Consider the following 20995-nt stretch of genomic DNA (forward strand, 5'->3'; position numbering starts at 1 on the left):
GATGCCGCTGCCCGAGAGACCACCGGTAAGCCGTGTGCGGGAAATCCGCACGCACGGTTTGAACGGGAGTCTTGCCAGAACCATGCGCGGATGGTCGCGCAGAACAAGGTAGGATTTACCAATGCGCGAAGAGACCGAGGTCATCGTCGTCGGCGCCGGTCCGTCGGGGCTCTCCGTCGGGGCGTGCTTGCGGTCCCGCGGCATTCCCTTCGAGATCCTCGAGCGATCGACCGAGGTCGGATCGTCCTGGCGAAACCATTATGAGCGGCTGCACCTGCACACCATGCAGCGCTTCTCGTCATTGCCGGGCATGCCCTGGCCTGCCGGCACACCGACCTACCCGTCGCGGGCGCAGATGGTCGCGTACCTCGACGCCTACGCGCGCGACTTCGAATTGACGCCGCTCTTCGGTGAGGATGTCCGCTCGGCGCGGCGCGAGGACGGGGGATTCGTCCTTCGCACCGAGGCGAACGAGTACCGGACGCGCGCGCTCGTGGTGGCGACGGGATACAACCGCGTCCCCAACGTCCCGACCTGGCCGGGCGACGCCTCGTTCGGCGGACCGATCCTGCACAGCTCCCGCTACAAGAACGGCGATCCTTGGCGCGGAAAGAGGGTCCTTGTCGTGGGCGCGGGCAACTCGGGCGCGGAGATCGCGCTCGACCTCTGGGAGCACGGCGCCAAGCCTGCGCTCTCGGTCCGCGGCCCCGTGCACGTCGTGCCGCGGGATTTGACGGGCGTCCCCTCGCAGCTCACCTCGCTCTTTTTGTTCTCGCGCCTGCCGCCCAAGGTCGCCGACGCCATCTCGCTTTTTGCCCTCGATCGGATGCTCGGGGACCTCACGCCGTACGGCTTCACGCGCCCCAAGCTCGGCCCGATCTCGCAGGTCGTCCTCGAAAAGCGCATCCCGCTCATCGACGTGGGCACGCTGGAGCTCGTCAAGCAAGGGCAGATCGACGTGGTGAAGGACGTGCGTTCCTTCGACCCTGGCGAGGTGCACTTCGTTGACGGGACCACGCGCCCCTTCGACGCGGTCGTGCTCGCCACGGGGTATCGGACCGGGATCTCCGAGTATTTCGAGGACGCGGAGGGTTGGCTCGACGAACGGGGCTATCCGCGTTATTTCGGTGAGCCGGTGCCTGGGGCGCCGGGGCTCTTTTTCATCGGCTTCCGGAACCCGCTCACCGGCGCGCTGCACGACATCGCGATCGAGGCCGAGCGTGTCGCGGAGCACCTCGCGGGGGAGAGACGTTGAAATGGCCGAGCTCGATCACTGGCACCCGGTGCTCTTCGCCGACGCGCTCGGCTCGAAGCCCGCGCCCGTCCGCGTCTGTGAGCACGAGCTCGTCCTGTTTCGCGCCTCGAATGGGAAGGCGAGCCTCGGCGCGCTCGCCGACGTGTGTCCGCACCGCGGCATGCGCCTCAGCGAGGGGCGCGTGGAGGGCGGGCGGCTGGTTTGTCCCTACCATGGATGGTCGTTCGCGCCGGACGGCGAGGGAAAGAGCCCGGCCACGCCCGCGGCGCGCCCTTGCGCCGATGCTTTCGACGTCGTCGAGCGATTCGGCCTGATCTGGATCAAGCGCCGCGGATCTCCGGTCGTGTTCCCCACGATCGACGTGAGTGGTTATCACCTCATCGGCAAGACGCGGCACCGGGCGGAGGCGCCGCTCGAGGTCACGCTCGACAATTTCATCGAGGTCGAGCACACGCCCGAGGTCCACGCGCTGCTCGGTTATCCACGCGAGCGCATGGCGGAGGTCACGTGCGAGGTGACGAGCACGGACACGAGCGTTCGTGTCGTCAACGAAGGCCCGCAAAAGGCGCTCCCGCGGCCGCTGTATTCGCTGCTCCAGATCGAGCCCGGGGATACCTTCGTGGACGACTGGACCACGTGGTTCTCGCCGGTCTATACGATCTACGATCAATACTGGTTCGATCCGGCGACGCGGCAGCGGCGGCCGAATGCCCTGCGGATCGTGGTCTTCTTCGTGCCCGTCACGGCCGAACGGACGGACATCTTCGCGCTCTCGTACGCGCTTGTGGCGCCGTGGGAGCGGTACGGGCTCAATGCCTTCACGTACCTCCTGACGCGTGCGTTCGTGGTGATGGAGCTGCGGCGCGACGTCACGCTCCTCGGCAAACTCGCGGACAAACGGCCCGAGCTCCGCGGCAGGACCCTGAGCCGCTTCGACAAACCGCTCGGGCTCGCGCGAAAGCGCATCGAGACGATCTACCGCGGCCGCGGCTAGACCGCCCGGTGCGCGCGCTTCACCTCGTCGGCCGCTTCGAGCGCCGCTTCCATTTCCTGCACGAGCTCGTCGGCGGCCGCCTGCTCCTTCGCCGCCTGCTCCTCCCGCATCGAGGCTTCGAGCCGCGCCGAGGTCTTCCGTAGCGCCTCGGCGACCCGCTTTCCTTCCGCCGATCCCGGGTCCACGCGCCGCTCGCGGAGCGACCGGATCGCCGCGTCCACCGCGGGCGCGAGCGGCGCCGCCAGCACCGGATCGGCGCGCCGGAGCTGATCTTTCACCCCACGCGCGAGCGAAAGCATCTGCCCCGCGGGCGAGGCGTCCTGCTTCTTTTTCCACGTCCACGCGGCGAATCCGACGACCGCCGCGATCACCACGCCCGCGCCCGCTTGCACATACGGCATCACGCCGGCCGCGACCTCCACCACGGGCGGCGGCGGCAGGACCGCCGTGATCCCCTCGCCGACGAGCGAGCCCTTGAACTCCTCCCAGCCCATGAGCCGCTTTTGCAGCGCGATTCGCTTGTTCACGACGAGGCACGGCGCCTCGACGCCCGCCGCCGCGCACGCCTCCGCGCCCGAGCCCGTCGCGACGAGCTCCGCCTCGTGCGCGTCCACGTTTCGTTTCGTCAGGTGAAACCCGCCCGCCTCCACCTCCACGAGCCCCACCGGATCGACCGACGCGCCTCCGGGCGCCTCCTTCGGCCAGGTCGTCGTGGCCGCGTCGAGGATCGAGCCGTCGTGCTTCGACGTGTAGAACCCGCGCAGGGTGATGGTTTGTCCCGCCGCCACGTCCACGTGCACGGCGGGCTTGTCGAGCGGGATCCTGAGGACGATCGGATCGGACATGTCCGTATCAGCCTAACGCAGGTGCGAGCGGCTCGCGGTCTCGAGCAGCATGGCGAAGAGGAGCGGATCCCCCATGCCCGTGCTCTGCGCCGCGTGCTCGCGCATGCGGGCGAGGCGATCGGCGTCCTTCAGGAAGAGCGGCTCTTCGAGCGTCTTCGCCGCCTCGCGCAGGATCGTCTCGCGCTCGGTCAGCAGGCTGATCGCGTACTGCTTGTCGCCCCCCGCGACGTTCTGTGCTGCGCGCGCGAGCGTCTCGCCCGCGGCGAAGCCCTGGATCGTGCGGGCCACGGAGCCGTCGATCGTCGCCCCGCTCGCCGCGTCGGAGTCGGCCCACTCGATGTCGACCGGGAACTCCTCCGTCACGTTTTTCTTGGAAATGCGGTCCTTGTACTTGAGCTCGACCAGCGCGAGCTGCCCCTTGCCCACGCCGGCGCCCGCGCGGAGCTGGAAGAGCAGCGCGTGGCTGTCGCCCGCGGCGAAGGCCGGGATGAAGAAGCGCATGCCGCCCTCGTTGTCCTCTTTGCGGTCTTGCTTGATGTTGTCGCGCTTCGCCGCCTGCTCGTCCGCCGCGACCTCTTGCGCCCGCACGCGTTGCGCCTCGGCCTCCGAGAGGCGGCGCGAGCCGTAGACCTTCAGCAGATCAAAGCCCTTCTTCAGGCGCACGCGGACCTCGACGGCCGTCGCCGCCGGGTCGAGGCGCTTGTCGAGCTCGGTGCCGAGCGCCGGGGCGATCTGTGCCGCGTCGCGCAGGTAATAATAGCCGCCCGCGCCGTCCTCGGCGATCGCGCTCATGAGCGCGCCGTCGTAATCGGCGCCGAGGCCGAACGTGCTCGTTTGAATGCCCTTCTGGAAGGCGTCGAGCGCGAGCTTCGAGATGCCGCTCGCCGACTTGATCCCGCTGTTCGCGCGGCCGTCGGAGAGCAAGAGCACGACCTTCACCGCGTCCTCGGGGATGCTCTTCGTCTCGGCCTGCGCATACCCGAGCTCGAGGCCACTCGAAATGTTGGTGCCGCCGCCTTCCTTGATCTCGGCGATGACCTTCTTGATGGCCTCGCGGCGCGCGCCGACGGGGCCGTCGGGGATCTTCACCTCGGCGTCGGTCGAGAACGTCACGAGGGAAAAGTCGTCGCTCGGGGCGAGCTTGTCGACGAGCGCGCTCGCGGCCTCGCGGGCCTGCTTGATCGACTCGCCTTGCATCGAGCCGCTCACGTCGAGGACGAGGTGAACGGAGAGGTGCGGGCGCTCGGCGGGTTTGTCGGAGCTCGATTTCAGCGTGAGGCGGAGGTGGAACGGGCTGCCCGAGGGCGGGAGTTTTCCGCGTTCGAGGCCGGCCTGGATGCCGAGCGCCTTGCCCTTCGGGACCTCGAAGCCCGTGACGTAGCGAGCGCCGACGTCCGAGACGAGCTCGCGCTCGCCCGGGGGGATGATGCCGCGCGCGACGGCGGATTCGAACGCGGCGAGGTGGCCGCCGCCGGGACGGTATGTCGTGGCAAACCGGCCGTTCGGGTCGATCGTGGGCGCGTCATTCGCGGCGGGCGGGATCAGCGCCTGGGTCGGGGCGGGCGGCGGGGCGGCGGCGCCGCCGCCGGCCTTGGCCTTCTCCGCGGCGGCTGGGGCATCCCCCGGCGCGCGGGTCATGTCGCCGCCGCGGACGTCGTACTTGCCCGCCTGCGCTTCCTGCTTGCCGTCGTTGGCCAGGAAGCCCTGCTCACCTTTGGCCCGGGTGTTCGCCTCGTCGGGAGGCGCCAGCGCGGGCGCTTCCTCGTTGCTCGGGGCTGCCTTCGTGCACCCGCCGCCGCCGAGGACGCTCGCCAGGCAGAGGCTTCCGAGGATCATCGAGGTACCGCTCTTCGACATGCGCGACATGGTCATATCCCTCAGGCTCGAGACGTCGTGTCCGGTGCGGTTCGACGAAGCAGGGCCGCGGACGATCTACGGCGGCTCCGCCGATCCTCGCCGATTTTCGATCCCAAGGGGAGCGGGAACTCGCGGCGTCGGCCGTTGTCGGAGCTCAACGGGCACCGAGCCCCATGGCCATGTCGAAGGTGAAGAGGAAGCTGCCTTGCAGGGCGACGCCCGCGCCGGCGCCGCGGACCCAGTCGTTCTTGCCAAACCCGACCATCAAGGCCCCGGCCGCCACGTAGAGGACGTCGAGCCCCGCATTCACGAGGAAGATCGCTCGCATCCTGCGGTCCTCGGCCTGCCAGAAGGAAAGAGGTTTGTCGAGGCCGCGCTGCTGTGCGAGGCCGCGGTAGCCGAACCCGGCGATGACGCCGTCGACCGCGCCCCAGGCGACGTTCTGGATGCCGATCGAGCGGGTGTAGGCGTCGCCGCCCGTGGCCCATAACGCGGCGCCCGTGGCGAGGCTGGCGAGGGCCCAGCTCGTGAGCACGGTCATCGCTCGCGTTTGTGTTTCGAGGTGCGCCTCGCGCGCGGCAAGGGCGGCGGCGGCCGCGGGATCGGGACCTTTCGGTACCGGCAGCGGCACGGGCGTGATCGCGGATGAAGGCGGCTCGGCGCGCGCGATCGCGGGCGCGAGGAGCAAGGCGAAGACGTGGATCCCGAGGGCGCGCCGTGGCATCGTGGTTTGGAATGTACCAAGACGACGCGCTCCCCCGAAGACCCTTCCTCGGACTCGAGCTTCGGGCGCGCCCTGCGGAAGGTGTCTCCGAGGGCCTCCCGGTCGTGCGGGTGGCCGAAGGCGGGGCCGCCGCGCTCGCGGGCGTGCGCGCGGGCGATCGCCTGCTTTCGCTGGGCGGCGCGACGGTGTCCGAGCCGCGCGCGCTCGTCGCGCTCGTGCGAGGCCTCGTGCCCGGCGCGCCGCTCCATTTCGAGATCGTGCGGGACGGCGCGCGCGTGACGCTCCCGGGCAAGGCCACGCCGCTGCCGGTCGAGCATATCGCGGGGGCGGAGGTTCGTCTGGGACACGTGACCGTGCGGGGATCGTGGCGGCAAAGGACGTTGCTGGCGATCCCGACGTCCGGAAAGCCGCCCTTCCCGGGAATACTTTTTCTTTCGGGCCTGGGTACGGGGTCGTGTGAGCTCTCGCAAGATCCGGAGGATCCGATGCGACAGCTCCTCGAAGGCCTCGCTGCTGCGGGAATCGCCACGATGCGCGTCGAGCGCAGCGGCGTGGGCGACAGCGAGGGGCCGCCCTGCCAAACGTTGGGCTTCTTCGATGAGCTGCAGGGGTATTACGATGCGAACCTGGCCCTCTGTCACGAGCCCCTCGTCGGCGATCAGGTGGTCTTCGGCCACGGCCTCGGGGGAATGATGGCGCCCTTCCTCGCGGGGCGAGGGTTGAATGTTCGCGGCGTCGCCGTGTTCGGCACGACCTCGCACAAATGGGTCGATTGCATGGTGCGGGCGACGCGGCAGCAACGCGTGCTCGCCGGGATGGAGGGCGAGGAGCTCGAAACGTACGTCGCCGCGTGGAGCGAGATGTACACGAGCGTTTGTCGGGAAGGCATATTCCCGCGGGACGTCTTCGCGAGGCGCCCCGAGTTCGCGTGGCTCGAAGGGACGTCGTGCCACGGCGAGACGATGTTCGGCCGGCATGTCTCGTTGTTTCAGGAGATCGAGCGACTCGAACTCTCCGCGCTCTGGAGGATGACGAACGTGCCCGTGCTCGTGCTGCACGGCAGTTACGATTGGGCCGCCGCGCCGGACGAGGGGCGGATGATCGCGGACGAGATCGCGGCCGCGTCGCCGGGGCGGTCGCGGTTCGTGCTCCTCGACAAGGTGGCGCACGACATGCGCAGGCACGAGAGCCTCGCGCAGAGCTTCAGGAATCCACGCGCCGGCGTACGGGACGAAGGACTCCTCCGCGCCGTGCTCGAATGGCTCGCGCACGAGGGGCTCGTGTCTACCTGATCAGCGTTCGCGTGTGTCAATCGGAAGCGATCGGCAACCTGCGCCGCGGCGCCTCGCCCGGCAGGTCGACGGGCTCTGCGCCGAGCGGCTCCTCTACGAGCTCGAACAGGCCGAAGTCGTAGGGCTGTTGCGGGGCGTTTTTCCGCTTCTCGATTCGCTCGCGCACGCCGCGTTTTTCGAGCTCCTTCACGCGGTGATAACAGAACGGGTTGTTTCCGCGCCGTCCGAGCGTGCAGTGGGTCGTCCACGAACAGCCCGCACGGCAATACGGGGCGAAATAACAGGTCCGGCAGAACCCCCAGAGCTCGTCCTCCGTCCGCTCGCGGGAAAACTTCAGCGCCTCCCCGTGCTCCCAGATGGCGTCGAGCGAGATCGCGCGTACGTTGCCGCCCGCGTAAGGCGCCGTGGGCAGCGAGGGGCAGCCTTTCACGGTCCCGTCGGATTCGATGCCGATGCCGGATATCCCTGCGCGGCAGCCGCTCCAGTAGGCCTCCTGTCCGCCCGGCCGTGAGCGAAGCAGGGCCTCGTGCGGGCCGTAATAGCCGAGGTTGTTGCCCGCCACGACGTCGAAGATCCAGCCCTTGCCCTGGCCCTCGATCGCGGCCTCGCGCTGAATGGCCGCGAGCGTGTCGATGATCGGCACCACGTGCCACGGCTCGACGATCCATTCGGGCCGATCGGCCGCGCGGCCCATGGGCACCGTGATCTGCACTTGCCACGCGAGCGCGCCGCGGGCGCGGACTTCCGTGGCGATCTCGCGCAGGACGCCCATGTTCAGGCGGTTGATCTGCGTATTCGCGGTGAGGAGCAGCCCGGCGGCTGCGCCCGCGTCGAACGCGCGCATCGCGGCGGCGTGGCTGCCGCGATTGCCGCGAAGCTCGTCGTGAATCGGCGCCGTGCCGTCGACGGAGACCCCGAGCGCCGTGAGGCCGGCGTCGCGCAGCTTTCGCGCCCGTTCGACCGTCATCGCGCGGCCGCCCGTCTGCATGATGACGCGGAGCCCGTGCCGGGCGAGGCGACCGACGATCGCGTGGATGTCCTCGCGCAGATAGGCCTCGCCGCCGATGAGCACGACCTCGCGGCAGCCGAGGCGGGCGAGACTGTCGGCGACTTCGAAGACCTCGTTCGTCGAGAGCTCGGCGTTCCGGGCGTGGCCCGCGCGCGATCCGCAATGCTGGCAGGGCTGATCGCATTTCATCGTCAGCTCCCAGACGGCGAAGAGGGGGATCGGCGCGTCGCCGTCCTCGGGCCTGCGCGCGCGGGGGGCGGGGGTCGTCGGGGGGATCCGAGGATCGGCCATGGGCGCCGAGCTTAACCGGTTCGTGCTTTCGTGTCGCGGGGCACGAGAGCGCTTGACGAGGCTGCCAGGTCGTTGCGACCATGACACCCATGCCTCCCATGCTCGTGCTCTGTTCGGCTTGTGGGTGTCATGCGCGATCGACCGAGAACGATTGCCCTCATTGCGGCGCTCGTCTGCGCGGCGAGAGCGGCGCTCCGCTGCGCAGCGCGGCCGCGCTCCTGCTCGGTCTGACCCTCGCGGCCGCGGCGGCCGAGGGCTGCGTGGTCACCGCGGCCTATGGCGTTCCGCCGATCGATGGATCGGGCGGGGGAGGCAACGGCGGCGCGGGCGGGGACGGCGGCGCAGGCGGGGACGGCGGCGCGGGCGGCAGCCAGGACGCCGGGACGGATTGAACGAGGGCTCCGACCATGTCCACTGCGACCCGACTGTGCACGATGTGCGGCGCCCCGAATTCGCTCAGGGACCTTTCCTGCGTGTCGTGTACCTGGTTCTTGGGCGCCACCGAGGAGAACCGCCCGCCGCCTCCACCGCCTGAATTCTGGCAGCAGCCGCCGCCATTTCCGCTTGTCCCTCCGCCATGGGATCCATCGAGCGGCCCGCCGCCCGCTCCGGGGTACGGCGCGCCGCCGCTGCCGGCCAACGCGCCCGTGCCGCAGGGGTACGGATTCGGCCCCCCGCCCATGCCGCCGGTGCCTCCCGCATCGGGTCCGTCGCGGCCGGATTGGGTTCCGCCGGGCTTCGTGCCCCCGCCAAACCTCCCGGACGACGAGGGCGAGAAAACCTCGTAATTCAATCCCCCGCGCAAACGCCCGCGCTGCACACCTGACCGCTCGGGCAATCACAATCCACCTGGCAGGGGAGCTGCGGCGCCGGCGGGGCCTCGCAATATCCGCCGACGCAGCTCTGGCCCGTCGGGCATTCACACGACGCCACGCAGGCGACCTTGCACGTGTTGTCGATGCACGACGCGCCGCCCGGACAATCACAATCCGCCTCGCATTCGACCGAGGACCAACCCCCTTCGCCGCTGCCGCCGACGCCGCCGCCGCCGTAGCCGCCGGTGTCGCTGCTGCCGCCGCCGGTGCCGTAGCCGCCTTCGCCGCCGTTGCCGGGCGGAGGGGGCAGCGGCGCGCCCGGACATGCATAGGCGTCGAGATCCACGCACCCCGCCTCGATCACGCAAATGCAGCCCGTCTCCACCAGGTAAGGCGTCGACGCGTGCTGGGCATTGCAGCCATCGATGCAGGCGGCGAACGCGTCGGCGTCGATCGCCCCGCAGCCGGCGAGGTGATCACACATGTCGTTGCAGATGCCCGCCGGCCCGTACCCGCCGGTCCCCTCCGACCATTCATCGTCCCAGGGGCCATTGCCGTGCTCGATGTAGCACCCGCCCGTCACCGTCACCATGGACAGAAACAACCCGAGAGCCCACGCATGGGCCGCGCGACGCGTCATCATTCGTCACCTCGAACGGTGGTAGGTTTGTCCTGACGAAGGCTCGTCACCACGCGCCTCCTGTCGATTCGTCCGTGGGTGCCCCGTCCCGCGCCGTTCGTTCAATTCTTTTCCGTTTGTACGAGAGGACACGAGCCGAAGACCCCCGCGGTCCGTCCGCGCGGGTACGTTCGCCCGGAGGGGCACGAAATCGACGTGGGGGCTTGAACGAACGCCCTTGTTGCGGGCACGAAGAGGGGCGATGAGGGCCCTCGATTTGCTTGCGCCTCTCTTTTTCTCGCGCCCCACGGCCAGCGCCGCCCGGGTCGAGGAGGAGCTCGTGGAGCGGCTGCGTCGCGGCGAGAGCTCTGCGATCGCCGAGGTGTACGACGAGCACTACGCCACCGTCCGCGCCTTCGCCCGCCGCCTCACCGGCGACGACGCGGCGGCCGAGGACCTCGTCCACGACGTGTTCGTCAGCTTGCCCAGCGCGGCGCAGCGGTTCCGCGGCGAGTCGTCGCTCAAGACGTTCCTCGTCTCGATCGCCGTGAACCACGCCCGCCATCACCTCCGCTCCGCCGCGCGCCGCCGCGTGGCCCTGGAGCGGCTCGGCCGCGAGCCTCTGCCGGACGCGCCGAACCCGGAGCGGGACGTGAGCCGCGCCGCGCTGGCCCGCGCGCTCGACCGCGCCCTCGATCAGCTCCCCGTCCCGCAACGTGTGGCGTTCGTGCTCTGCGAGGTCGAGGATCGCAGCGCGCGCGAGGCCGCCGAGATCATGGGCGTGCCCGAGGCCACGGCGCGCACGCGCCTGTTCCACGCGAAGCAGAAGCTCAGGGCCCTGCTCGACGAGGAGGAGAGCCGATGAAGGACGACATGCTCCGCGCCGCCACCCGCGCGCTCCGCGAAGAGGCCGATGCATCGCAGGGCCGGCAAGCCGAGACGCGCGCCCGCGTCCTCGCCACGCTGAAGTCGCGTCGCGCGCGCAAGCTCGCGGCGATCCGGGTGTTCGTCCCGCTCGCGGCCGTGCTCGTGGGCTCGGTCGCGTGGGCCGAGGCGACGCACCGATTGCCGAGCGTCTGGTACGAGCTCAAGCACGATCTCGGGTTCGGACGAGAAGAAGAGGAGGCGCCCGCGACGGCGCCCGCGATTCCCCCCGCGGGGAGGCCTGTCGCGAAAAACGCAGCGCCTGCGGTCACGGGGGAAGCGCCTGCGGACAAGGCAGAAATGCCCGCGGAAAAGGCGGCCGAGCCCGAGGTCCCGCCGCCGAGCGAGGCGCCTGCCGCGCCTGCCGAGACCGTGGGAGCTCCAACGGTCGTAGCGCCAAAGATTGTCGCGGCCGCGTCGTCTCCCAAGCCGAGCGCGCCGACCGAAGCGGCCGCCATCGAAGCTCCCGAGGCGGCGCCTGCGCCTCGGGTCGACACGGACGACGCGTTGTACCGCGCTGCCCATCAGGCCCATTTCGTCACGCGGGATCCGGCCGGCGCGCTCGCGGCGTGGGACGCTTATTTGCGGGCGGCGCCGCGCGGCCGGTTCGCGCCCGAGGCCCATTACAACCGGGCGCTTTGCCTCGTGCGGCTCGGACGAACGGCCGAGGCCGAGCGGACGCTGGAGCTCTTCGCGTCGGGCTCCTTCGGCGGCTACCGCAAGGCCGAGGCGAAAGCGCTGCTCGACGCGATGCGCGGCCCCACGCCTTGATTCCTGTCGAATCGTGCGCGTCAAAAGAACGAATGGATCCCCTCCGGGCACGAAGTCCGCGATGAACCGAAACGACGCCGCCACGAGGGCCTCGCGCGCCATTCTCCTCGCGCTCCGCGTCTCCTTGCTCGCCGCGGGCCCGCTCGCCGTGCCCACGTATAGCCGCGCGGCGCATGCCGAGGAATCAACGGGCAGCGCGGTCGTCCTCGTCGTGGAAGGTTTGCCGTGGGATGTCGATCCGGAAGCCGTGCGCGCGGCGATTGGCCGGGAGATTGGCAAGACCGTGGTCCTCTCGGGCGCGGCGCCGGCAGGGAAAGCTTCGTTCGTGCTGCGCGGCGAGGGCGGGCGGCGCGTGACGCTGACGTACCGCGCCGACGGCGAGGGGGCGATCGTCGGTCGTACGATCGATCTTCCGGACGACGCCGAGCGCGCGGCGGACACGCTGGCCCTGCTCGCGGGGAACCTCGCGCGCGACGAGGCGGCCGAGCTCGCGGCGCTCCTCGGCAAACGGTCCGAGGACAAACCCGCGGCTGCGCCGAGCGAGCCGCTGGAGGAGACACCGAGCGAGGCGCCGAGCGAGGCATCGAGCGACGCACCGGTCGAGCCTCCGGTCCCGGAAAAAAACGAGCTTCCGGCGCAGGAAGTGCCCGCGAAGGCGGCGGCGCCCAAAAGCGACCCCGCGCCACGAAAGGCCACGCCTGCGCGCGCGCCTGCGCCTGCGGCCGAGCCTCCCACGACGCCGATGCGTACGCCCTCGCTCGAAGAGCTCGCGCCTTGCTGGCGTCATGACGCCACGCAGTTTTTTGCGGGCGCGAACGCGCTTCCGCGGATCGGCACGTCGACGCGCCGGGGGTCGAACGTCGTGCACAACCTCTCGGCGAACTTCCTGGCCGGATATGGCACGGGCCTCGACGGGTTCGAGCTCGGGCTCGGTCTGAACATCGAGCGCGAATTCGCTTGCGGCGCGCAGCTCACCGCCCTCGCCAACATCGTGGCCGGCCCCGTGCGCGGCGTGCAGATGGCGGCCGGATTGAATTTCGCCTCCTCTCTGCGCGGCGTGCAGATGGGCAGCATCGATATCGTCGCGGGCCCGGTGAAAGGGGTGCAAATGGGCGCCCTCGACATCGCCGGCGACGTGGTCGGCGCGCAGCTCGGCGTGCTGAACATCGCGGGCGCCGTGTCGGGGATCCAGCTCGGCGTCGTCAACGTGGCCACGAGCCCGGTCAAAGGCGTGCAGATCGGGCTCGTCAACTACGCGGACCGCTCCACGTTCTCGTTTGGCCTGCTCAACATTGTCCGTCGCGGCCGCCTGCACATCGATCTCTGGGGCCAGGAGACGGGCATCGTGATGGCCGGGATCGAGCACGGCGGCGATTACATCCACAACATTTACGGCATCGGCACGCGCGTCGTGGGCGCCGAGCGGCGCCTCGTGTTCAGCTTGGGCCTCGGCGGACACGTGCAACTCTCGAAGCGGTTCTCCGTCGACGTCGATCTCCTCGGCTATTCGCTGCACGAGACGCCGAGCCTCGCTCCCACCGCATTCCTCGCGCAGGCGCGTGTCGTCGCCGCCCTGGAGATCGGCGCGCGCCTCGGCGTCTTCGCGGGCCCGAGTTACACCGTGGTCAATGCACGCTCGGTGGAAGACGCCCTGCTCGCCCCGTACGACAGCGGGAGCCTGGATCTGACCGCCCCGAGCCCCGTGTTCGGCTGGCCCGGCGTGACGATCGGCTTGCGGACGTTTTAAGCGCGCGCCGCGACCGAGGACAAGATGCGCTCGAGCTCGGTCGGGTCGATCGGCTTCGTCATGTGCAGATCGAAGCCTGCTTCCCGCGCGCGGCGGCGATCCTCCGCGTGGCCGTACCCGGTCTGCGCAATGAGGTACGCCCGCGCCGTCGCCGGATCGGCCCGGAGCGCCCGCGCGAGCGCATACCCGTCCATCCCCGGCAAACCGAGATCGCAAAGGACCACGTCCGGCGCGAGCTTGCGCCCCACGTCGAGCCCCGAAGGACCGGTATACGCGACCTCGGCGCGATACCCGAGGAGAATGAGCAATTCCTTGAGGATGTCCGCCGTGTCGCGGTTGTCCTCGACCACGAGCACCCGCAAGGTCTCCTCGCGTGCACGGGAGACGGGCCGGGTGGCTTCCGTTTGTCCGGTGGTACGCTCCGGCGCGGACGAGAGCGGCAGCCGCACGCGGAAGGTCGAGCCGCGCCCCGGGCCCTCGCTGTGCGCCTCGACGGATCCGCCGTGCAAGGTGATGAGGCTCCGCACCAGGGAGAGCCCGAGGCCGAGGCCGCCCCGCTTTCGATCGAGGCTGCTATCGGCCTGGCTGAAGGTCTCGAAGACGCGCGGGATCATCGAGGGCTCCATGCCGATGCCCGAATCCTTCACCACGATCGTCGCGGTGTTCGTCGCCGGATCCGGGACGAGGCAAGCGTGCACCTGTCCGCCCGCGTCCGTGAATTTGAGCGCGTTGTGCAGGAGATTGCCGATGACCTGCGAGAGGCGCGTGGGATCTCCCAGGGTCCAGACCGGCTCGTCCGGCAGGGAGACGCAGAGCTCGATGCCATTGCCCCGGAACGCCGGCCCATAATCGTCGGCCACCTGGCGGACGATCCGCGTGAGGCTGCAAGGCTCCTTGCGCAGCTCGATCTTGCCGCGGGCGACGCGCGAGACGTCGAGCAGATCGTCGATCATCCGGGCCATGTGTGTGACCTGCCGCTGGATCATCTCGCGCGTGCGCACGACGTCCGGCGCGTCGCCTCCCGTGATATCGAGGACCTGAATGGCCGTACGAATCGGGGCGAGGGGATTTCGCAGTTCGTGGGCCAGCATCACGAGGAACTCGTCCTTGCGGCGATCGGCCTCCCGGAGGGCCTGCTCGCTCTCGCGGAGGGCCTGCTCGGCGCGTTTTCTCTCCGTGACTTCCTGCACGACCACATTGATGCCGAGCAACGTCGACGCTTCGTCGCGCACGGGATGGACGCTGACGAGCCAATGCCGATCACCCTCGGGCAGCGCATGGCGGAGTTCGCAATTCGTGACGGCCTGCCCCGATGCGAGGACCCGCTGGCAGAGCTCCTTGAACGGGGTGGCGTCCGGAATGAATTCCCCGAGCGTACGGCCGAGGTGCTCGGAGATGGGACGCCCCGTGATGCGCGAAAGCGTCTCGTTGACGTGTACGTACCGGAGGCTCCGATCGAGAAAACAAAGGCCCACCGGGGCGGTCGAATAGACGTTTTGCAGGAGCGCGAGGTGGCGCTGCGCGGCCTCTTCGCTCGTCCGCAGGCTCCGGACGAGGCGATTGCGCTCGAGCACGGCCGCGACCTGATCGCTGAGCATTTGCATGAGCTGGAGCTCGTCGGCGTGGAGGCGCGGGCGTTTCGTGGTGGCGAATGCCAGGGTGCCGAGCAGGCGGCCGTGGGACATGAGCGGATATCCCGCATAGGCCTGCACGCCCGCCTTTTTCAGGTCCGCCCCGGGCTCGAGGTTCGAGCGCTGGAGGTCCAGGGCGATGAGGGGTTTGCGGGTCGCGGCGACGGTCCCGCACATGTACTGGCCGAACGCGATCTGCCGATATTTGAGCCTGTCCTCGGGCGAGATTCCCCCGGCCGACTCGAGGACGAGGGTATCCGGCGCTTCGCCGACCAGGAAATTGAAGTAAAGCTCGACGCCGAGGTCGTTCGCCAGCTCCTCGAAGAGCGATCCGAGCAGGTCCGACGGCTCGTCGCAGAGGACGAGCCGACTCGCCGCTTTCGCCAGGATATGCAGATGCGTGTGCTCGGCACGCGCGTGCCTGGGCGTCTCGACGGCAAGAACGAATTTCCGGTGATGCGGCAATTGAACCGATCAGGCGGCGCCGAGGGCTCCCTCGGTACGGTCCCGTTCCCTGTACCGTCGAGTGTACTGCGGAGCAGGCGCGACGCCACGTCGACGCACGCGGGAGCCGAGGCGGAGCGGCGGGAAGGGCTGCCCTTCGGGAGATTCTGCGTTCGGCAGGCTTTCGGCTTTTAGATGTCTTTGCAGCAGCGGAAGCCGAGGTGATAATTCGCGTGGCTGTTCTCGCTGCCGAGGCGCGTCTCGTGCCAGCTCGGCGCGCGCCAGCGGCAATCGTCCTCGTGGGCCTCGATCGTGGCGAACACGAACCAGCTCCCCTTCATTTCGGTGAAGCCGAGCCCGCCGCTCGCGGCGAGCTCCTCGGGCAACGTGGGCAGGTTCATGTGCTCCGCGGCATTGCCGTGCATGTCGAAGACGCCGAGCGGGCTCCGGCAAGCCGGGAAGGCGCCGGCGGGATAGGTATTCGAGCCACACTGGTCGTAGCCGCCGCCCGGACAACCGGGGGTGCGGCTGCTCGACGTGCCGCAGAGGGCGTGGTTTCGGGCGGCGCCGTAGGCCCAGACTTTTTCGCGTTTGTAGTTGTGGTACCAGGTCGCCTCGGCGCGGGGCCGCCCCCATTCGTATTCGGTCTCCGGCGTCCGGACCGCGCCCGCACAGGCGCCCTCCCATTCGTGCGTGTCGCAGATGCGCTTGCCGACGGCCCGGCAGAGCGCCGCCGCCTCGCTCGCGCGCACGTGCACGACGGGGTATTCACACGGTAGGTTCGGGAATTCGAGCTGGTCGATGCAGACTCGCGCGCCTTCTGCGGTTTGGCCGGACGAAGGATCGTAGAGCGGCACCATGGAAGGCGCCCCGCAGGCGGGTACGTTCGCCTCCGTGACGCCGGCCTCGAGGCGGACGCGCCGGCACTCCGAGCGCGACATCGGGTGGCGCGAGATCGCAGGGTTGCCCTGGCCGAGCACGGGCGAGGCGTCGAAGAGCGCGCGGACCGCGTCTATCTGCATTTCTGACAAACCGAGGCCAGCGCGCATGCGGTCGAGCAGGCGCGTGCGTTGCGCGTCGAGCGTCTCGGGCTCGTGGTCGAGATCGTCCGGGGCGAGCGTGCGAGGCGGCGGAGGTGCGGGGAGGAACGTCGCGAGCCGGCGCGCGGTGAGGTGCCGCTGCGGCGGGAGGGTGACGGAGAGGACGAGCGTCGCGGCGGTGCCGAGCGCGAGGACCACGAGCGCCGCCTCGCCCAGCGCCCGCCGTCCGAGGCGCGGCGTTTGCGGCGCCTCGACGAGCGTCGAGGCGAGCGGCGGCACGGAGTCGGGGCGGGGAGGATCGAGGGGCATCGCGGATCGCGCCTCTCATTGTGTCCGCGCCCTCGCCGCGTGGCCAAGAGAGCGGCGGCCTAGCCGCGCGGGCGGACTGGATTTCGTAACGTCCCCACGCCTTCGACCTCGACTTCCACGACGTCGCCGGCCGCGATCGGACCGACGCCGTGCGGCGTCCCGGTCGCGATGAGGTCCCCGGGTTCGAGCGTCATGACGCCGCTGATGTACGCGATGAGCCGCGTGATCGAGAAGATCAGGTCGCGCGTGTTCCCGTCCTGTCGGATCTCCCCGTTCACGCGGCAACGCACGGCGAGCGCGCTCGGATCGATCCCGGTGACGAGGAGCGGGCCCGTGGGGCAGAAGGTGTCGAACCCCTTTGCCCGCGTCCACTGGCCATCCTTCTTCTGCAGATCTCGCGCCGTGACGTCGTCGACGCACGTGTAGCCGAAGACGAAGTCGAGCGCGCGCTCCTCGGAGACGCGACGGCAACGCGCGCCGATCACCACGCCGAGTTCGGCCTCGTGATCGATGCGGCTGCTCTCCTCGGGCAGCTCGATCGTCTCGTCCGCGGCGATGATCGACGAGGGCGGTTTGAAGAAGAGGAGCGGCTCGACCGGGACGTCGTTGCCGAGCTCGGCGGCGTGCGCGCGGTAGTTCCGGCCCACGCACACGATCTTGGAGGGCGTGACTGGCGCGAGCAGGCGCGCGCCGGCGAGAGGCACTTCCTCTCCCGTCTCGGATGTTCGTTCCCAGGGCGCGCCTGCGAGCAAGCGGAGCCTGTCCCCGTGGAGACGCGCGAAAGCCGCGCGCCCCTCGCCTCGATCGATGCGTGCAAACGTAGTCATCGTGCTTCCGCCGAGCGTAGCATGCGGGGCCTCGCGTTCAGCGAAGCGCTCTCGGGATCCACGCCCGTCCAGACCGAGCACGTTCGTCGTGTCGTGGTCGATCGGATCGTCGCTGAGGCCTGCATGTACGATGCGGGCCATGCGCAAGCGCCACGCTTCTCTCGCTTTCTTCTCGATCTTCTTCGCCGCTGCCGTCGCGGACGCGGCCGACATCGACGCGGATCCGTCGAACTACCGTGACCTCCTCGACACGTTGAAGCCCGGCGACACGCTCGTCCTCGCCCCGGGCACGTACACGCAGGGCCTGCCGATCACGAATCTGAACGGCACCGACGCCGCGTGGATCACCGTCCGCGGCCCTGCCTCCGGCGCGCCAGCGATCTTCGAAGGCGACGCCTGCTGCAACACCGTCGAGCTCGTGAACGCCTCGTACGTCGCGATCGAGAACCTCACCGTCGACGGCAAGGGCATCCCCGGCGTGTTCGGCGTCAGCGCCAAGAACGGCACGAACAACATCGTCCACCACGTGCGCATCGAGGGCTGTACCTTCGTTGGCCAGAGCGGCTCGCAGCAGACCGTGGCCATCTCCACGAAGACCCCGACCCACGGCTGGATCGTGCGTCGCAACGTCATCGACGGTGCCGGCACGGGCATGTACTTCGGCAACTCGAACTACGCCGATCCCTTCGTGGGCGCGGTCATCGAGTACAACCTCGTCAAGCGCACGATCGGCTACGGCATCCAGATCAAGAACCAGAACGCCTGGCCCGCGCACGCCGCGCTCCCGAGCGTCGACGCGCCGCGCACGATCCTCCGGCACAATGTCTTCCTCAAGGACGACCAGCCGAGCCCGGACGGCGCGCGGCCGAACTTGCTCGTCGGCGGCCCGCCTGCGAGCGGACCGGGCGCGGGCGCGCTCACGGAGATCTACGGCAACGTCTTCGTGCACAACACAAGCGAGTCGCTCCTGCAGGCGACCGGCCGCGTCTCCGTGCACGACAACGTCTTCGTCGACGTCGCGGACACGGCCCTCCGGCTCACGCAACACGACGGCTTCCCGCTCCTCTACGCGCGCGTCTACGACAACACGTTTTACGCGGCGAAGCGCGCCGTCGTCTTCGGCAGCGAGGCGACCGAGGGGGATCTCGTCGCGGGCAACCTCGTGTTCGCGGACGAGGCCGTCTCCGGGCCGAGCATGGGCACGGGCTCGAACCTCGTCGACGTCGCGGCGAATGCAGCGAACTTCGTGCAGAAGCCGTCGATGGTTCTCGGCGACATGGACTTCTACCCGCTGCCCGGCAAGGCCGAGACGAGCCCGCTCGACACGTCCGCGTTCGTGGACGACTCCGAGCACGCGTGTGACTTCAACGGCAGCCCCCGCAAGGACTTCGCTTTCCGCGGCGCGTACGCGGGTGCGGGCACGAACCCTGGATGGAAGCTGGCCGAGGCCATCAAGCCGACGGTCGTCTGTGGAGGCGGGAGCGGAGGCGTAGGCGGAAGCGGGGGCGGAGGCGCGAGCGGAAGCGCGAGCGGAAGCGGAGGCGCGGGCGGGAGCGGAGGTGCGGGCGGGAGCGGAGATGCGGTGGACGCCGAAGGTTGTGGATGTCGTTTGGGCACGAACGAGCCGCCGGGTCCTGCGGCGCCGGTGTTGCTCGGCCTCCTCTTGAGCCTCGGCCGTCGTCGTCGTCGCGGCTCAGCTTGAGCGCGCGTCACATCGCGACGACTTCCACCGACACGTCCCGCTCCTTGCCTTCACGGATCACCGAGAGCTTCACCTGGCGGCCCGGCCCGACGTGATCGAACGCATCGAGCAGCTCTTCGTTCGTTCGCACGCGCTTGCCGTCGATGGCCACGATCACGTCGCCGAGCACCACACGCTTGCCGCGGGCCACGCGAACGCCCTCGAGCCCAGCCTTCTCCGCGGGCGAGCCTTCGATCACCTCGTAGATGACGACACCTTCGATCCCGGCGCGGCGCGCGGCGCGATCCAGCGTCGGGCTCACCTGCACGCCGATCCCGGCGACCGAAGCGCGTCCTTTCTCGATGAGCTGGGGGATGAGCCGGGCCACCGTGTCGACGGGGATCGCGAAGCCGATCCCTGAAGATGCGCCGCTCGGGCTGTAGATCGCGGTGTTCACGCCGATGAGGCGGCCGCTCGAGTCGAGCAGCGGGCCGCCGGAGTTGCCGGGGTTGATGGCAGCGTCCGTCTGGATGACGTCGCGGATCTTTCGGCCGATCGGCGAGGTGAGCTCGCGGCCGAGTGCGCTGACGACGCCGACCGTGAGCGAGTGATCGAGGCCGAAGGGGTTGCCGACGGCGAGGACGCGCTGGCCGACGAGCAGATCGCGGGATCGGCCGACGGGCAGGGGGACGAGTTTTTGTTTGGGCGCCTCGATCTGAAGAACGGCGAGGTCTTTTTCGGGGGCCGTGCCGACGACCTTCGCGTCCCACTCCGACTGATCGGCGAGCGTGACGGAGAAGCGGTCGCCTTGCTGGATCACGTGGAAGTTCGTGACGACGTGGCCGGCGTCATCCCAGAGGAAGCCGCTGCCGGTGCCTTGCGGGATCTGCATGACGTCGAAGGAGAAGAGGTTGCGCTGGACTGCGATGCTCGTGATGAACACGACGGCCGAGGAAGCGCGGCGGAAGACGTCGATGTCGCGGCGCTCGTCGCCGGTGAGCTCCTCGGGGATGGGCGGTTGTGGAGGTGCGGGCTCGGCGGGGCGCGCGAACTCGTAAGGAGGAGAAGGCGGGAGCTGGCGCGAGCGCCCGAGGAAGAAACCCAAACCGAAGACAGAGGCGACGAGGAGCAGGATTCCGAGGGCTTTGGATGCGGTTTTCATGCGGCCTTCGCAGGAACGATCGAGGTGAGCCGGAGGGCGGATCCTGGCTCCACCCGGTGTGCCGGGCAACCGAACAGCAGAGATCCAAAGCCCTCCGGACGATTTCCTTGACAGGCCTGAGGGGGGGAGTATGTTCCGCCTCCCCGACGCGCCCGGGACGACAGATCCAGGGCGAGACGGGGCAGGCCCCCCGGGCTAAATGTCTCAGCCGGTCCCTCAGTAGAGAGAACGGTGAGACGAAAAAAAGAAACGGGGTGCTTGACAGGCGGAACGGAGTGAGTAAAGTCCGCCTCCCCGACGCGCTGGAGGGCAAACCCTGAAGGCGCTGGATCGCGAGGAAAACGCAAGCCGAAGAGGCAAGCGGAGTCCAAGCGAAAGGGGTGCCGAAGCGAAGCTGGAAGGAAGATCCAGCGTAGCGGAAGCAAAAAAAGGTTGACAGAGCGAACGAGACGCTCTAAAACAACCGACCTCGCCGCAAGGAACGGCGTCGCAAAAGCGGCCTGGACAGACGGCGAGATGACAGAACGAAGGAATGGCAGGAGTGTCTGCCACAAGCCTTCGGCTCGGTCCTTGAAAACTGGATTGTACGCAACACGCAATAACGTGTGGTGACGTGGCCCTCGCCTCGTATCTGCGCAAGCACGGTCGAGGCAACACGTCATGCCAATAAGGCATGAGCCGTCACCCGGTCTTTAGCCGGACCGAGGTGACCTCCAGCAAGTTTAACTGGAGAGTTTGATCCTGGCTCAGAACGAACG

At 69.2% G+C, this 20995-nt stretch carries 17 protein-coding genes; 8 read left to right on the forward strand and 9 right to left on the reverse strand.

The window, feature by feature from the left end; translation table 11 throughout:
- Positions 1-121 precede the first annotated feature (121 nt).
- Together E8A74_RS49460 and E8A74_RS49465 are read left to right on the forward strand one after the other, a co-directional pair.
- Entirely contained in the window at positions 122-1255 is a 1134-nt protein-coding gene (locus E8A74_RS49460) for a flavin-containing monooxygenase (RefSeq protein ID WP_136936188.1), read from the forward strand.
- Position 1256: 1 nt separating this feature from the next.
- Positions 1257-2249 carry a Rieske 2Fe-2S domain-containing protein gene (locus E8A74_RS49465; protein WP_136936189.1) on the forward strand — a complete coding sequence of 331 codons (993 nt, stop codon included), beginning with the start codon at positions 1257-1259 and terminating at the stop codon, positions 2247-2249.
- Here E8A74_RS49465 and E8A74_RS49470 read toward each other — a convergent pair.
- From E8A74_RS49470 to E8A74_RS49480, 3 genes are all read right to left on the reverse strand, one after another.
- On the reverse strand, positions 2246-3094 hold the full coding sequence (locus tag E8A74_RS49470) for a hypothetical protein (RefSeq protein ID WP_136936190.1): 849 nt from the start codon (positions 3092-3094) through the stop codon (positions 2246-2248). The two genes, E8A74_RS49465 and E8A74_RS49470, sit on opposite strands and share 4 nt — an antisense overlap.
- A 12-nt stretch (positions 3095-3106) precedes the next feature.
- Positions 3107-4960 (reverse strand): vWA domain-containing protein, encoded by a 1854-nt coding sequence (locus E8A74_RS49475; protein ID WP_232380093.1) that lies wholly within the window; start codon positions 4958-4960, stop codon positions 3107-3109.
- A gap of 145 nt (positions 4961-5105) precedes the next feature.
- Complete coding sequence (locus E8A74_RS49480) at positions 5106-5675, reverse strand: DUF6992 family protein (RefSeq protein WP_170229980.1); 570 nt, start codon at positions 5673-5675, stop codon at positions 5106-5108.
- 11 nt (positions 5676-5686) lie between these two features.
- On the opposite strand from E8A74_RS49480, the gene E8A74_RS49485 reads away from it, so the two are divergent.
- Positions 5687-6967, forward strand: coding sequence for an alpha/beta fold hydrolase (locus E8A74_RS49485; RefSeq protein ID WP_170229981.1), 1281 nt, complete (start codon positions 5687-5689; stop codon positions 6965-6967).
- A gap of 16 nt (positions 6968-6983) precedes the next feature.
- Here the strand turns inward: E8A74_RS49485 and E8A74_RS49490 are convergent, their stop codons facing one another.
- Complete coding sequence (locus tag E8A74_RS49490; protein WP_136936194.1) at positions 6984-8267, reverse strand: radical SAM/SPASM domain-containing protein; 1284 nt, start codon at positions 8265-8267, stop codon at positions 6984-6986.
- A gap of 89 nt (positions 8268-8356) precedes the next feature.
- On the opposite strand from E8A74_RS49490, the gene E8A74_RS49495 reads away from it, so the two are divergent.
- The gene (locus E8A74_RS49495) at positions 8357-8659 is read left to right on the forward strand and encodes a hypothetical protein (RefSeq protein ID WP_136971517.1); all 303 of its coding nucleotides are present in this window, start codon (positions 8357-8359) and stop codon (positions 8657-8659) included.
- 397 nt (positions 8660-9056) lie between these two features.
- On the opposite strand, the gene E8A74_RS55800 is transcribed toward E8A74_RS49495, so the two are convergent.
- Complete coding sequence (locus tag E8A74_RS55800; RefSeq protein WP_136936196.1) at positions 9057-9725, reverse strand: hypothetical protein; 669 nt, start codon at positions 9723-9725, stop codon at positions 9057-9059.
- A gap of 238 nt (positions 9726-9963) precedes the next feature.
- Here E8A74_RS55800 and E8A74_RS49505 point away from each other — a divergent pair, with 238 nt between their 5' ends.
- The 3 genes from E8A74_RS49505 (at position 9964) to E8A74_RS49515 (ending at position 13143) form a co-directional block, all read left to right on the forward strand.
- Entirely contained in the window at positions 9964-10566 is a 603-nt protein-coding gene (locus E8A74_RS49505; RefSeq protein ID WP_136936197.1) for an RNA polymerase sigma factor, read from the forward strand.
- The gene (locus E8A74_RS49510) at positions 10563-11396 is read left to right on the forward strand and encodes a tetratricopeptide repeat protein (protein ID WP_136936198.1); all 834 of its coding nucleotides are present in this window, start codon (positions 10563-10565) and stop codon (positions 11394-11396) included. The genes E8A74_RS49505 and E8A74_RS49510 overlap by 4 nt, the downstream gene beginning before the upstream one ends.
- Before the next feature lie 61 nt (positions 11397-11457).
- Positions 11458-13143 (forward strand): LA_2272 family surface repeat-containing protein, encoded by a 1686-nt coding sequence (locus tag E8A74_RS49515; protein WP_136936199.1) that lies wholly within the window; start codon positions 11458-11460, stop codon positions 13141-13143.
- Here E8A74_RS49515 and E8A74_RS49520 read toward each other — a convergent pair.
- From E8A74_RS49520 to E8A74_RS49530, 3 genes are all read right to left on the reverse strand, one after another.
- Positions 13140-15239 (reverse strand): ATP-binding protein, encoded by a 2100-nt coding sequence (locus E8A74_RS49520; RefSeq protein WP_136936200.1) that lies wholly within the window; start codon positions 15237-15239, stop codon positions 13140-13142. The two genes, E8A74_RS49515 and E8A74_RS49520, sit on opposite strands and share 4 nt — an antisense overlap.
- 170 nt (positions 15240-15409) lie before the next feature.
- Positions 15410-16567: an SUMF1/EgtB/PvdO family nonheme iron enzyme gene (locus tag E8A74_RS49525; RefSeq protein ID WP_136936201.1), complete on the reverse strand. Its 1158-nt coding sequence runs from the start codon at positions 16565-16567 to the stop codon at positions 15410-15412.
- 59 nt (positions 16568-16626) lie between these two features.
- Positions 16627-17394 (reverse strand): fumarylacetoacetate hydrolase family protein, encoded by a 768-nt coding sequence (locus E8A74_RS49530; protein WP_136936202.1) that lies wholly within the window; start codon positions 17392-17394, stop codon positions 16627-16629.
- 139 nt (positions 17395-17533) lie between these two features.
- Between E8A74_RS49530 and E8A74_RS49535 the strand changes: the two genes are divergently transcribed.
- Positions 17534-19096 carry an MYXO-CTERM sorting domain-containing protein gene (locus tag E8A74_RS49535; RefSeq protein ID WP_170229982.1) on the forward strand — a complete coding sequence of 521 codons (1563 nt, stop codon included), beginning with the start codon at positions 17534-17536 and terminating at the stop codon, positions 19094-19096.
- A 7-nt stretch (positions 19097-19103) separates the two neighbouring features.
- On the opposite strand, the gene E8A74_RS49540 is transcribed toward E8A74_RS49535, so the two are convergent.
- Positions 19104-20237, reverse strand: a complete 1134-nt coding sequence (locus tag E8A74_RS49540; protein ID WP_136936204.1) for a S1C family serine protease — start codon at positions 20235-20237, stop codon at positions 19104-19106.
- Between the last annotated feature and the right edge of the window lie 758 nt (positions 20238-20995).

The sequence above is a fragment of the Polyangium fumosum genome (assembly GCF_005144585.1).
In the GTDB taxonomy this organism is placed as follows: domain Bacteria; phylum Myxococcota_A; class Polyangia; order Polyangiales; family Polyangiaceae; genus Polyangium; species Polyangium fumosum.

What these genes read in the sequence shown, in the direction of transcription:
- E8A74_RS49460 (WP_136936188.1), top strand. Translation starts at nt 122, where the DNA reads ATGCGCGAAGAGACCGAGGTCATCGTCGTCGGCGCCGGTCCGTCGGGG.
- E8A74_RS49465 (WP_136936189.1), top strand. Translation starts at nt 1,257, where the DNA reads ATGGCCGAGCTCGATCACTGGCACCCGGTGCTCTTCGCCGACGCGCTC.
- E8A74_RS49470 (WP_136936190.1), bottom strand. Translation starts at nt 3,094, where the DNA reads ATGTCCGATCCGATCGTCCTCAGGATCCCGCTCGACAAGCCCGCCGTG.
- E8A74_RS49475 (WP_232380093.1), bottom strand. Translation starts at nt 4,960, where the DNA reads ATGTCGCGCATGTCGAAGAGCGGTACCTCGATGATCCTCGGAAGCCTC.
- E8A74_RS49480 (WP_170229980.1), bottom strand. Translation starts at nt 5,675, where the DNA reads ATGCCACGGCGCGCCCTCGGGATCCACGTCTTCGCCTTGCTCCTCGCG.
- E8A74_RS49485 (WP_170229981.1), top strand. Translation starts at nt 5,687, where the DNA reads ATGTACCAAGACGACGCGCTCCCCCGAAGACCCTTCCTCGGACTCGAG.
- E8A74_RS49490 (WP_136936194.1), bottom strand. Translation starts at nt 8,267, where the DNA reads ATGGCCGATCCTCGGATCCCCCCGACGACCCCCGCCCCCCGCGCGCGC.
- E8A74_RS49495 (WP_136971517.1), top strand. Translation starts at nt 8,357, where the DNA reads ATGCCTCCCATGCTCGTGCTCTGTTCGGCTTGTGGGTGTCATGCGCGA.
- E8A74_RS55800 (WP_136936196.1), bottom strand. Translation starts at nt 9,725, where the DNA reads ATGATGACGCGTCGCGCGGCCCATGCGTGGGCTCTCGGGTTGTTTCTG.
- E8A74_RS49505 (WP_136936197.1), top strand. Translation starts at nt 9,964, where the DNA reads ATGAGGGCCCTCGATTTGCTTGCGCCTCTCTTTTTCTCGCGCCCCACG.
- E8A74_RS49510 (WP_136936198.1), top strand. Translation starts at nt 10,563, where the DNA reads ATGAAGGACGACATGCTCCGCGCCGCCACCCGCGCGCTCCGCGAAGAG.
- E8A74_RS49515 (WP_136936199.1), top strand. Translation starts at nt 11,458, where the DNA reads ATGAACCGAAACGACGCCGCCACGAGGGCCTCGCGCGCCATTCTCCTC.
- E8A74_RS49525 (WP_136936201.1), bottom strand. Translation starts at nt 16,567, where the DNA reads ATGCCCCTCGATCCTCCCCGCCCCGACTCCGTGCCGCCGCTCGCCTCG.
- E8A74_RS49530 (WP_136936202.1), bottom strand. Translation starts at nt 17,394, where the DNA reads ATGACTACGTTTGCACGCATCGATCGAGGCGAGGGGCGCGCGGCTTTC.
- E8A74_RS49535 (WP_170229982.1), top strand. Translation starts at nt 17,534, where the DNA reads ATGCGCAAGCGCCACGCTTCTCTCGCTTTCTTCTCGATCTTCTTCGCC.
- E8A74_RS49540 (WP_136936204.1), bottom strand. Translation starts at nt 20,237, where the DNA reads ATGAAAACCGCATCCAAAGCCCTCGGAATCCTGCTCCTCGTCGCCTCT.